Raw genomic sequence first — 11,882 nt, 5'->3', positions numbered from 1 at the left:
AAAAAGTGAAATCCCATCTTTGACCGCACTAAAATTTGATTAACTTTGTAATTATGCAATTAGAAACTTACATAAGCGACTTATTATATCGTTACGAATGTGTTATCGTTCCTGAATTCGGAGCGTTTTTAACCCAACGTGTCTCTGCTAAGATAAATGCAGACACTAATACGTTTTTTCCACCTAAAAAAGTCATATCCTTTAATGAGCAAATTCAGAACAATGATGGTCTTTTAGCGCATTATATTGCAGATGTTGAAAAAATTCCTTTCGAAATTGCTTTAGATAAAATCAAAAATCGCATTAGTTCGATTAAATCTCAATTGGTTGAAAAGGAAAGTGTTTCATTACAAAACATTGGTAAACTAGCTTTAAATGAAGAAGGTAAAATTATATTTGAACCTTTTAATCACCTAAACTATTTAACAGATGCTTTTGGATTAAACCAAATGGTTTCTCCTGCTATTTCAAGAGAAGAATATAAGCGTGAGGTAGAAGCTATTGAAAAGGTTATTCCGCTTACTATTACACCAGAACGTCGTAAAACTAGACCTTATTTACGTTACGCTGCGATTGCAGTATTAGCTTTAGGAGTTAGCGGATTTTTAGGTTCTAAATATTATGTGAATCAGGTAGAGAATCATAATCAAATTGCACAAGAAACAGCTAACACCCAGTTAGAACACAAGATTCAAGAGGCAACATTTGTTATTGAAAATCCATTAACTGCAGTTAGTTTAACAGTGACTAAACCTGTAGGAAGCTACCACATTATTGCAGGTGCTTTTCGTGTAGAAGAAAATTGCGATAAGATTATAGCCGACTTAAAAGCAGAAGGTTTTAATGCCAGAAAAATTGGTGTGAACAAATACGGTTTACATCAGGTGGTTTTCAACAGTTTTGAAAACAGAAAAGAAGCTCTAGATGCCTTGCGTAACATTCGCGAGAACAACAATCCACATGCTTGGATGCTTGTAAAAGATTTAGAATAAAACAATATATTTATAGCCTATTAAGCGTTATTGGAAAACCATCCTCTAACGCTTTTTTTATGCGGTAAATGGAATTAAAATTTGAAAGTCACCCCCTACGTTGTACCTTTGGACGAAATACAATTTTATGACACCAAATACAGCCGGAGCTACAAAAACAACATTAACAGATCTTGTCTTACCAAGCGAAACTAATCCTTTAAACAACCTATTTGGAGGGGAGTTATTAGCGCGTATGGATCGTGCTGCAAGTATTTCTGCGCGTCGCCATTCTAGACGATTTGTAGTTACAGCTTCTGTGAACCATGTGGCATTTAATCGTGCTATTCCTTTAGGGAGTGTTGTAACTGTAGAAGCGAAGGTTTCAAGAGCCTTTAAGAGTTCTATGGAAGTCTATATAGATGTTTGGACGGAAGATCGCGAATCGGGTCTTAAAACCAAGGCAAACGAAGCTATCTATACGTTTGTAGCCGTAGACGAAACTGGTCGCCCTATTCCTGTTCCCGAAATTATTCCTGAAACTAAAATTGAAAAATTGCGTTACGAAGGTGCTTTAAGACGTAAGGAACTAAGCTTAGTTTTAGCTGGTAAAATGAAACCTAATGAAGCTACAGAATTAAGAGCTTTATTTTTAAATGATAAATAAAACTCTTAAAACTACATTTTATACAACCATAACGAAGGATCTTGCGTTGTACTTTCTTTAAAAATACTAAAGCTTAATGTGGTATCGCCTGTTGCGCTATTTGTAAACACTTGTCCAATAGCCTGACTCGTTGTTACTTTATCTCCTTTTTTAACGTATACTTTCGATAAGTTTTTATAGGCGGTAAAGTAGTTACCATGTTGTACTAAAACCGTTGGATTCCCTTTTTTCTGTACAATAATAGCGTACACTTCACCATTAAATACCGAGCGCACTTCTGTACCAGGACTCGTAGCAATACGTACACCATTACTATGTATGGTCGCAGATTTTACAATCGGGTGTGGCTGATCTCCATAACGTAATTTAACCACGCCCTTATCTACTGGCCAAGGTAACTTGCCTTTATTTGCTATAAAACTCGCTGCTAAATTCTTAGCTTCTGGCGTCAAAGTAAAGCTTTTTGATGTCGAGCTTTTACCGGCTTTTTTATTCGATTTTGCAATAGCTTCACGAATTAAATTTTCAATTTCTCTATCGATACGATCTGCTTCTTGCTGTTTTTGTTTAATCTGAGAAGAATAGGTTTTTAAATCTTTCTGAATGGAAGCAACCAGTTCACGTTGCTGTCTGCGCTCGACTTCTAATTGTGCTTGCGCAATACTATTCTCTTTAATAAGATTCTGCTTGTCTGCTTTCTGCTTTAGTAACTTGGTATTAGCTACTTTTAAATCTTCTGTTTTAATTTTAATAGTTTCGCCTTGCTCCTTTTGGTAGTTGGTATATTGTTTAATATACTGTAAACGCTTGTAAGCCTGTTGAAAGTTGTTAGACGACAGCAAAAACATTACACGACTTTGCTCACTCCTACTTTTGTACGAATGCACAATCATCTCGGCATAGTCCTTTTTAAGGGTCTCTAAATCGTTTCGAAGCTGAGTAATTTCGCGCTGATTTACACCAATTTCCCGAGTTAGTAAATTTGCTTGTTGATTTGTAACTTTAATTAAATTACTACGGACATTAATTTTATGATTTAAATCTTCTATGACCGATAATTGCGATTTCTCTTTCGACTTGTTTTTAAACAGCATACTGTTTATCTGCTCAATTTCTTTGCGCAATTCTTGTCGGCGATTCTCCAACTCTTGCTGCTTTTTACTTTGAGAAAATACAGTTATACTGCTTAATAAGCAGATAAAAATGACGATTAATTTATATTGGGACTGTCTTTTAATCATTTAAATTTAACAGGTTCAAAACCTGACGGAATTTTAAAAGGAAAATTCATATTTTCGTTCAAAGATACAGATTTGAACTCCAATTCTATAATAGTTTCGCTTCTAGCTTCAACAGCATTTATTTTTATAAATTCTGGAATTATTTGACCAGAAACTTCCTGATATTTCACATAGTCAATATCTAATAGACGTTCCGTTTTTGGTTGCGACAATTGTTGCGACATGATTTTAAAATAAGTCGGATTTATAATATAAAACAGCTCGAATACTTTATTTTGTTGTTCCGGCTGCACTAAATACATATCGTCGTAAATAGAAGACACATAGCGCGCTTCTTTTAAATTAAAAAGTGCTTCACCTAGCAATAAATTCTGAACTTTATCAAAATCTAAATCGGTGCCTAAAAAGTCACTTAACAATTTAAAATCGCCTTCAAAAAACGTATTATCTAATTTATTATAAAAACTTACTTTCTCTGGAGTAATCAATAATCTAGCTGCCGAAAACGGACCGTCTAACCAAATGGTTTTATCCTTTTCCATGCGCAACTTTATAGAAACAGATTTCGAATTATCGCCCTGAGAATACATGGCTTTTACCTTAGCAGATAGCGTTTTAAAATTGGCTGCTTGCTTGGCATTTTCTTTTAATAATTGTTTCGTATTTAATTTTAAATTAGCGTCTGTTGCTGTTAATGTTTTAGCCGATTTACATCCAACAGCTATTATTAAAAAAAATACAATTACAATACGAAGTAGGTGCTTCATTACTTTGGAGTTTCTAATTTATTTGCTTTTTCTGTAAAACGTTTTGCTTCATTTGGTTGTTGTAATCCAAGATAAGACTGAGCAATTTGATAGTAAAAATCACTTTCCAAATTCACATCATCAATAATATAATCTAATCCCATATTTAATTGATCTATGGCATCTTTAAAGCGGTTTATTTTATTTAAGGACAAGCCTGCCATTAAATACAATTCGGGTTGAGACGGATACTTGACTAGAGCTTCAGCCGATTTTTTATAAGCTATATCAAATTGTTCTAAATCGATATGAAGCACTATTATATTTCTTGAAACACTATAATTATCGCCTTCTAACTGTAGCGCTTCGGAGTAATATTTAATTGCTTTTTCCTTTTCGCCTTTTGCGATATAATATTGCGCTAATTCTACTAATGTTTTGCTATCGTTAGAATCTCCAACCATTGCAGAAACCTCGACTAAATCTTGCTCGTATTCTGGATGTTCTCCAACAAATCTTACAAAATCGGAAAGCACTAAAACCTTTGCTTCCGCTTTAATTTCGGGGCTTTTCATAGCAATTTTCATAGATTCAATCGCCTTTTCAGGCTCCTGATCGTCTAAGTAAAATTTATATAATGCCAAATGAACCAATTGAGATTCGGGATGAATTTCAAGTAGCTTTTTAGAGGTTTCGAATGCTTTTTCGGTATCACCACTTTCACTATAACGGTAAATTAAAGCGAGATAATTAGATTCTTGATTTGGATCGTTTTCAACACGTTCTTGAAGATTTTCTATTTGTTCTTTCTTCTGTCCAGTTGCATCATAAACTTGATTTCTTAAAAAATCACGACGCGATGAAAGTCCAAACTCCTCATCCAATTCATCTAAAACCTTAATCGCTTCGTCGTAATCCTTAGTTCTAACAAACAAAGCCGCTAAATCTTCCTTATAATCTGGATGATATTCAACCAACTGTTTAAGCGTTTTAATGGCTTTATTATAATCATTCTGATGTACATACACATCGTATAGCTCGTCTAAATACCACTCGTTACCAGGTTCTAACTTTACGGCTTTCTTTAAAGCCTCTTCTGCCGCCCCAAAGTTTTTGAGTTTGTTATAATTCTTGCCCATTTCAAAATAAAGCACAGAATGTGAATCGTCTATTTCAATACATTTTTGAAGCGCTTCAACAGATCTATTATAATTCTCGATACCCTTTTGCTTTAAAGCTTCGAAAAATAACTCTTGAAACTTATCGTCTACTTCCTCTACATTGTCTGCAGACTGAATAGCAACGGTTTCATCTTGGGCATGAGATGCCATGGACACTAAAAATAGTCCCCAAAAACCAAGTATACTAATGGTTTTAAATCTCATGCGCTTTCTTTACTTATTAGTTTAAAACTGAATAATCTCCTATACTAACGGTTTTAAACGCTCCATCAAATTCTACGTAATTACCAATCATAGCATCATCTAAATTAGCGTTTTTAATAGTAGAGTAATTACTAATTATAGTGTTTTTAACAGTTGTATTTGTTAATACACATCCGTTACCAATAGAAACATTGGGTCCTACTGTAGCATCTGTTAACACCACATCTTTCCCGATATAACAAGGCTCAATAATTTTTGAATTATTAAGCACTACAGAAGCATCTACCAATTGTTCTTCGCCATCGGCTTGTAAGAATCCTAACATTTTACCATTAGTTTCTACAGTCACCGCTTTGTTTCCACAATCCATCCACTCATCTACTTGGCCCGTTTTAAAAACTTTACCTTTAGCCATCATCCCTTTAATCCCATCATTAATTTGGTATTCACCTCCATTAATAATGTTATTATCTAATACGTGCTGAAGTTCGTCTTTAAGAACGGCTATATCTTTAAAATAGTATATCCCGATAACTGCTAAATCGCTAACAAAGCTTTCAGGTTTTTCAACTAATTCCACAATTTCTTGGCGTTCATTTAATTTTACCACACCAAACGCTTCAGGTTTATCGACTTGCTTCACCCAAATTACAGCGTCGGCATCTTCATCTAAATTAAAATCGGCACGGATTAAAGTATCCGCATAAGCTACAACTGCTGGACCAGATAAAGACTCCTTAGCACTCATAATGGCATGACCTGTCCCTAAAGGTTGGTCTTGACGGTAAATTGATGCTTTGGCTCCAAGATCGTTTGCCAATTTGGTTAAACTCTCTACAACATCGTCTCCGAAAAATGCAGGATCTCCCAAAATAAATGCAACTTCTTCGATGGGCTGATCTATTACTTTTGCGATATCTTTTACCAAACGGTGAACGATAGGCTGTCCTGCAACAGGAATTAATGGTTTAGGTACAGTTAATGTGTGTGGACGTAATCGCGAACCACGACCGGCCATTGGTACAATAATTTTCATACGGATGCCTGCGAAAGCAGGTGTTTTTTATGATTAAACTTTATTTTTTCTAAGAAGGTACTGTCTACTCTATCTTAATTATATATTTCGCTAAGAAATTATAGGAGGCTACTAATTCTTCCCTGTACTTCCAAATCCGCCTTCGCCTCTAGCTGTTTCAGAAAGCACTTCTACTTCTTCAAATTGGGCTTGTTCATGTCGCGCAAACACTAATTGGGCAATACGCTCTCCATTTTCTATAGTGAAATTTTCGTTAGATATATTAACTAAAATCACCCCTATTTCTCCTCTATAATCGGCATCGATAGTTCCTGGCGCATTTAACACTGTAATTCCATGCTTTGCAGCCAATCCGCTACGCGGGCGAACTTGCGCTTCTATTCCAACTGGTAATTCTATAAATAATCCTGTTTTTACAATAGTACGTTCTAACGGTTTTAAAGTTATCGCTTCTGTGGTTACAGCGCGTAAATCCATTCCCGCTGAAGCTTCTGTTTCATAATGCGGTAATGCATTATCCGATTTATTTATAATTTTTACTATCATTTTATCTTTGTAATAAACGTTGTATATCTTCTTTTTCAAATTTATATATAATACCCATAAATATGGAAAGTAATCCGATGCCCACTACATAATTCTCTCTAAAGCAATAGAATGATATCACTGAGAACATTACTGATATTAATATATAAGCACTTATTTTTTTAATGTTATACGGTATTGGGTAATATTTCCTTCCAAAATAATAAGACAACAATACCATGCTTCCGTAGGCTGCTAAGGTTGCAATGGCCGAACCTCTATAACTTATAATTGGTATGAGCCAAAAGTTTAAAATTAAGGTAACCAATGCCCCAAATATAGAAATATAAGCACCGTATTTTGTGCGATCGGTAATTTTATACCATACGGAAAGGTTATGATACATCCCTAAAAACAAATACGCCAATAATATAATTGGCACAACAGACATGGCTTCCCAATAATCTTCGCTACGAATAACAATTACTTTTAAAAGATCTGCAAACACAATAACTCCTAATAGAATTAAAGATCCAATAGTTACGAAAAACTCTAAAATTTTAGCATAGTTTTTCTGAGGGTTTGCAGTTTTAGCATGACTAAAAAAGAACGGTTCTATACCCAAACGATATGCTGTTGCAAAAAGCGTCATGAATAAAGCAAGTTTATAACAGGCTGAATACATCCCAATTTGGGTGTCTGCAATATTTTCTGGCAGTAAATAACTTAGTAAAATACGGTCGAAGGTTTCATTAACTGAAAAGGCAATTCCAGCAATCAGGACAGGAAAAGCATAGCGCATCATCCGTTTCCATAAGTCGGTATTGAAATTATATTTCACCTTCAAATAGAAGCCTAACAATAATAATAAAGTAAATGCACTAGCTATCAAATTGGCTATAAAAATATAATTGATTTGATAATTATCCTTACAAATACTATCGAATACGCCAATACTGTAAGACCAATCTCTTAAACCTAAAAGGAAAAACAGATTTAATCCCAAATTAATAGCAACATTTACAATTTTGATAATGGCATATGTCATCGATTTTTCGTTGGCACGTAACCAGGCAAAAGGTATAATTACAAGCGCATCTAGAAGTAATATCCAAATAACAAGCTTTATGTATTGTACTTTAATATCAGTGATGTAGGCGATTTGATCTTGGAAAATTAAAGCCAAACCAAAAAACACAAAGGAAGAAATGACTAGAGAAATGGTTGATGTTCCGACAACTTCATCTTGATTTTTCTCATTATTATAAAATCTAAAAAAAGCAGTTTCCATACCATAGGCCAGGATAACATTGAACATAACAAACCATGAGAAAATAATGGAGACTGTTCCGTATTCGGCAACCGAGTTTAATACGCCTGGCGAGGTGTATAACGGCACCAAAAAGAAATTAAGCATACGAGGCAACACCGTCGCTAAACCGTAAATAAAAGTCTGTTTAAAAAGGCGTTGTAAGGAGCTCAATATATTTTAAATTCTAGGAGGCTAAAAGTATAGAAATAAGGAGTACTAAAAAAGGAAACAAACTAATTATTGCCGATTTGGCTTAGCTTGAGGAACCAAAGGTGTTTCTTTTTTATATAGTGCATCATGTTTAAAATATTTAACTTTTGAAGCGTCCGTAAATTGAACAACACATTCATTATTTTCTAATTTAAATTTAGACGCTATCGGCTGCGCCTTGCTGATGCTTTTTTGATCGTTAAGAGCGTTCACAGGGCCATTATGTCGTTTAGAACTTTCTATATGTCGCCCGACAAATAATAACGGATTATGACCGTCCTGATTAAGTTTCAATTGATAATTGTCGAAATAAATACTATCCAGAGTAACATGATTTGGCAGATTCTCTTTTAACTCCATAAAGATATTTGTTCCAGAACCACCCATCTTAACCCCAGAATTCCAATGTTGTAAATATACGTCGGCTATACCAAAAGGTGTTTCTTTTTCAAACTTTTGAGAGGCACAATTTGTAATAGAGCAAATTAAAACACTGTAAAGTAAAACTAATTTAAATGATTTCATGCTAACAAGTTTAAGTGCATTAAAGATAGTAAAAGGAAAATACAGAGATAAAAAAAAGCCTCGCAAATACATTGCAAGGCTTTAATTCTATTTTGACATTATTGTTTAGATGTTAATCTAAAAGTATATTATTAAAAGCTTAAAATTAAATTACTAATTATTAAGCGCTTCTGCTCCACCAACAATTTCTAAGATTTCGTTAGTAATTGAAGCCTGACGTGCTTTGTTGTATGTTAATTTTAATTGATCTCTTAATTCTGTTGCGTTATCGGTTGCTTTATGCATTGCTGTCATACGTGCACCGTGCTCGCTAGCAAATGAATCTCTAAGTCCTTTAAACAATTGATTTTTTAATGACTTAGGAATTAATTGATCTATAATTTCTAGTTTTGATGGCTCAAAAATATATTCAGTATTTACTTCTTTTTCAACTTCGATAGGAGAAATAGGTAAAAATTGTTCTGTAGTTACGATTTGAGTTGCTGCGTTTTTAAATTGATTGTAAACAATATCAATTCTGTCGTACTCACCAGCGACAAACTGTGCCATTAAAGACTCGGCAATTACGGCTACATTTTCGAAAGTTAAATCATCGAAAATATCACTTTTATTACCTACAATTTTGTTAGTCTTTTTAAATGCGTCGTTTGCTTTTTTTCCAACTACAAGATAAGATACATCTTTACCAGCATACTTTGTATTCGCTAGAATATTTACCTCTTTAATAATGTTAGAGTTAAATGCTCCACATAAACCTCTGTTAGACGTTATTGCTACAATAAGTACTTTATTTACTTCTCTTTGTTCTGAATATTTATTAGATATATCAGAATCTATAGTTGCACTTAAAGTTTGTAAAAGTTCTGTAAGCTTGTCTGAATAAGGACGCATAGCAGTAATAGCATCTTGCGCTTTCTTTAACTTTGCAGCAGATACCATTTTCATGGCACTTGTAATCTGCATCGTTGAAGATACCGAAGCTATTCTGTTACGTATTTCTTTTAAATTTGCCATGTTTATTGTTAGAATAAAGTATTGAGTATTCAGTAGTGAGATTAACTGTAACCTCACTACTCAATACTAAAATCTAATTATGCTTTATATTTCACTGATAATTCTTTTGCTACAGCTACTAATATATCTGTAACTTCATCAGTTAATTTACCTGCTTTTAAAGTGCTTAAAGCATCAGAATGCTTAGCTCTTAAAAACTCAAGGTAATCATTTTCGAATTCTTTTACTTTTTCAACAGGTACATCTTTAAGTAAGTTTTTAGAACCTGCATAAATAATAGCAACTTGCTCTTCTACTTTAAACGGATCGTTTTGAGCTTGCTTTAAGATCTCAACGTTACGCTTACCTTTGTTAATTACATTTAAAGTTACAGCATCTAAATCCGATCCAAACTTAGCGAAAGCTTCTAGCTCACGGTATTGTGCTTGATCCAGTTTTAAAGTACCTGATACTTTTTTCATAGATTTAATCTGTGCGTTACCACCAACACGAGATACAGAAATACCCACGTTAATTGCTGGACGTACACCAGAGTTAAATAAATCTCCATCTAAGAAGATTTGCCCATCTGTAATAGAAATTACGTTTGTTGGGATATATGCAGAAACGTCTCCTGCTTGTGTTTCAATAATTGGTAACGCTGTTAAAGAACCACCACCTTTTACGATTGGCTTTAATGAATCTGGTAAATCGTTCATTTCTCTAGCAATAGCGTCATTATTAATAACTTTTGCAGAACGCTCTAATAAACGAGAGTGTAAGTAAAATACATCCCCAGGATATGCTTCACGTCCCGGTGGACGACGTAATAATAAAGATACCTCACGGTAAGCAACTGCTTGTTTCGATAAATCATCGAATACAATTAAAGCTGGTCTACCAGTATCTCTAAAATACTCACCAATAGATGCCCCTGTAAAAGGTGCATATACTTGCATTGCAGCAGGATCTGATGCATTTGCAGCTACTATTGTTGTATAAGCTAAAGCTCCTTTTTCTTCAAGAGTTTTAGCAATTAAAGCAACTGTTGAAGCTTTTTGCCCAACAGCAACATATATACAATATACAGGCTCACCTGCATCGTAAAATTCTTTTTGATTTAAAATGGCATCAATACAAACAGCAGTTTTACCTGTTTGTCTATCTCCAATTACCAATTCACGTTGTCCTCTACCTACTGGAATCATAGCATCAATTGCTTTAATCCCTGTTTGTAATGGCTCAGTTACTGGTTCTCTAAAGATAACACCTGGAGCTTTACGTTCTAAAGGCATTTCGTAAGTCGTACCAGAGATTGGTCCTTTACCATCGATAGGGTTACCTAAAGTATCTACCACACGTCCAACAATACCTTCACCCACTTTAATAGATGCAATACGTTCTGTACGTTTTACTGTTGTTCCTTCTTTTACAAATTTTGAAGGTCCTAATAATACTACACCTACGTTATCTTCTTCAAGGTTTAATACAATACCTTCAAGACCGTCTCCGAAATCTACTAATTCACCATATTGTGCATTAGCTAATCCGTAAACGCGTGCAATACCATCTCCTACAGTTAATACTGTACCTACTTCGTTTAAGGTTGCTCCTGCATCAAAACCTTGCAGTTGTTGTTTTAGGATTGCTGTTACTTCAGCTGGTTTTACTTCTGCCATTTTATCTAGATATAAGCTCTAATCGAAATAATTTTCGACTAAAAAATTTATAAAATTAATTTAATGAAAATTCTTGTTTTATTTTATTCAGTTTATTTGCTACACTTTCATCGTATTGCAAATCGCCAACGCGTAAAATGAATCCACCAATAATGTCTTCATCGATTACGTTTTTAACCTCAACTGTTTTCCCTGTTAACTCCTTTAGTTTAGCTAAAATTTTAACTTCTAAATCGCTTGTTAACGCCACAGCAGTTGTTACTGTTGCTATTTCAGTTCCCGATAATTGCTCGAAAAGTTGTTTATACTTACTCGCAACCTCTTCTAAAAGTGGTAATCTTCTGTTTTCAATTAAAGTGTCGAACAATTTAACTGTTAATGGTGTGGTAGATTTAAAAATTTCTAACAACGCCGACTTCTTAACAGACGATTTAATTACAGGACTTTCAAGCATATCGCTTAAGTCTTTACTATCTGCAATAGTCTTAGCAATTAAAGTCATATCCGAATTCACAGCCTCAGCTGTATTACTCGTTTTTGCTATTCCTAGAACTGCTTTTGCGTAACGTATTGATGCTCTTGCTCCTGCCAT

General features: G+C 34.3%; 12 protein-coding genes. 2 read left to right on the top strand and 10 right to left on the bottom strand.

Going from position 1 to position 11,882, the window contains the following annotated elements; genetic code table 11:
- Window positions 1-53: 53 nt before the first annotated feature.
- Complete coding sequence (locus AC0UBM_RS06065) at window positions 54-992, top strand: HU domain-containing protein (protein ID WP_475688051.1); 939 nt, start codon at window positions 54-56, stop codon at window positions 990-992.
- Window positions 993-1,119: 127 nt separating this feature from the next.
- Entirely contained in the window at window positions 1,120-1,638 is a 519-nt protein-coding gene (locus AC0UBM_RS06060) for an acyl-CoA thioesterase (protein ID WP_414035816.1), read from the top strand.
- 11 nt (window positions 1,639-1,649) lie between these two features.
- Here the strand turns inward: AC0UBM_RS06060 and AC0UBM_RS06055 are convergent, their stop codons facing one another.
- From AC0UBM_RS06055 to atpH, 10 genes are all read right to left on the bottom strand, one after another.
- The gene (locus tag AC0UBM_RS06055) at window positions 1,650-2,879 is read right to left on the bottom strand and encodes a murein hydrolase activator EnvC family protein (RefSeq protein WP_414035817.1); all 1,230 of its coding nucleotides are present in this window, start codon (window positions 2,877-2,879) and stop codon (window positions 1,650-1,652) included.
- Window positions 2,876-3,646, bottom strand: coding sequence for a lipoprotein insertase outer membrane protein LolB1 (gene lolB1, locus AC0UBM_RS06050; RefSeq protein ID WP_475688050.1), 771 nt, complete (start codon window positions 3,644-3,646; stop codon window positions 2,876-2,878). The genes AC0UBM_RS06055 and lolB1 overlap by 4 nt, the downstream gene beginning before the upstream one ends.
- Window positions 3,646-5,010 carry a tetratricopeptide repeat protein gene (locus AC0UBM_RS06045; RefSeq protein WP_475688049.1) on the bottom strand — a complete coding sequence of 455 codons (1,365 nt, stop codon included), beginning with the start codon at window positions 5,008-5,010 and terminating at the stop codon, window positions 3,646-3,648. Before AC0UBM_RS06045 ends, lolB1 begins: the two co-directional genes overlap by 1 nt.
- 16 nt (window positions 5,011-5,026) lie before the next feature.
- Entirely contained in the window at window positions 5,027-6,046 is a 1,020-nt protein-coding gene (locus AC0UBM_RS06040) for a sugar phosphate nucleotidyltransferase (RefSeq protein WP_434037276.1), read from the bottom strand.
- A 111-nt stretch (window positions 6,047-6,157) separates the two neighbouring features.
- Window positions 6,158-6,592, bottom strand: coding sequence for a dUTP diphosphatase (dut, locus tag AC0UBM_RS06035; protein WP_475688048.1), 435 nt, complete (start codon window positions 6,590-6,592; stop codon window positions 6,158-6,160).
- A gap of 1 nt (window position 6,593) precedes the next feature.
- Window positions 6,594-8,054, bottom strand: a complete 1,461-nt coding sequence (locus tag AC0UBM_RS06030; RefSeq protein WP_475688047.1) for a lipopolysaccharide biosynthesis protein — start codon at window positions 8,052-8,054, stop codon at window positions 6,594-6,596.
- A 66-nt stretch (window positions 8,055-8,120) separates the two neighbouring features.
- The gene (locus AC0UBM_RS06025; RefSeq protein WP_475688046.1) at window positions 8,121-8,618 is read right to left on the bottom strand and encodes a hypothetical protein; all 498 of its coding nucleotides are present in this window, start codon (window positions 8,616-8,618) and stop codon (window positions 8,121-8,123) included.
- Between the two features lie 153 nt (window positions 8,619-8,771).
- Window positions 8,772-9,632, bottom strand: coding sequence for an ATP synthase F1 subunit gamma (atpG, locus tag AC0UBM_RS06020; RefSeq protein WP_414035824.1), 861 nt, complete (start codon window positions 9,630-9,632; stop codon window positions 8,772-8,774).
- A gap of 77 nt (window positions 9,633-9,709) precedes the next feature.
- A complete protein-coding gene (gene atpA / locus AC0UBM_RS06015; RefSeq protein ID WP_434037271.1) occupies window positions 9,710-11,290 on the bottom strand; it encodes a F0F1 ATP synthase subunit alpha in 1,581 nt (526 codons plus the stop codon).
- A gap of 55 nt (window positions 11,291-11,345) precedes the next feature.
- Window positions 11,346-11,882 carry an ATP synthase F1 subunit delta gene (atpH, locus tag AC0UBM_RS06010; protein WP_414035826.1) on the bottom strand — a complete coding sequence of 179 codons (537 nt, stop codon included), beginning with the start codon at window positions 11,880-11,882 and terminating at the stop codon, window positions 11,346-11,348.

It is taken from the genome of Formosa sp. F44 (genome assembly GCF_056238645.1).
Note: the sequence above shows the minus strand (reverse complement) of the source record. Positions and strands in the feature narration are given on the sequence as shown.

Coding starts and splice junctions, on each gene's coding strand:
- AC0UBM_RS06065 (WP_475688051.1), top strand. CDS start 54: ATGCAATTAGAAACTTACATAAGCGACTTATTATATCGTTACGAATGT.
- AC0UBM_RS06060 (WP_414035816.1), top strand. CDS start 1,120: ATGACACCAAATACAGCCGGAGCTACAAAAACAACATTAACAGATCTT.
- AC0UBM_RS06055 (WP_414035817.1), bottom strand. CDS start 2,879: ATGATTAAAAGACAGTCCCAATATAAATTAATCGTCATTTTTATCTGC.
- lolB1 (WP_475688050.1), bottom strand. CDS start 3,646: ATGAAGCACCTACTTCGTATTGTAATTGTATTTTTTTTAATAATAGCT.
- AC0UBM_RS06045 (WP_475688049.1), bottom strand. CDS start 5,010: ATGAGATTTAAAACCATTAGTATACTTGGTTTTTGGGGACTATTTTTA.
- AC0UBM_RS06040 (WP_434037276.1), bottom strand. CDS start 6,046: ATGAAAATTATTGTACCAATGGCCGGTCGTGGTTCGCGATTACGTCCA.
- dut (WP_475688048.1), bottom strand. CDS start 6,592: ATGATAGTAAAAATTATAAATAAATCGGATAATGCATTACCGCATTAT.
- AC0UBM_RS06025 (WP_475688046.1), bottom strand. CDS start 8,618: ATGAAATCATTTAAATTAGTTTTACTTTACAGTGTTTTAATTTGCTCT.
- atpG (WP_414035824.1), bottom strand. CDS start 9,632: ATGGCAAATTTAAAAGAAATACGTAACAGAATAGCTTCGGTATCTTCA.
- atpA (WP_434037271.1), bottom strand. CDS start 11,290: ATGGCAGAAGTAAAACCAGCTGAAGTAACAGCAATCCTAAAACAACAA.
- atpH (WP_414035826.1), bottom strand. CDS start 11,882: ATGGCAGGAGCAAGAGCATCAATACGTTACGCAAAAGCAGTTCTAGGA.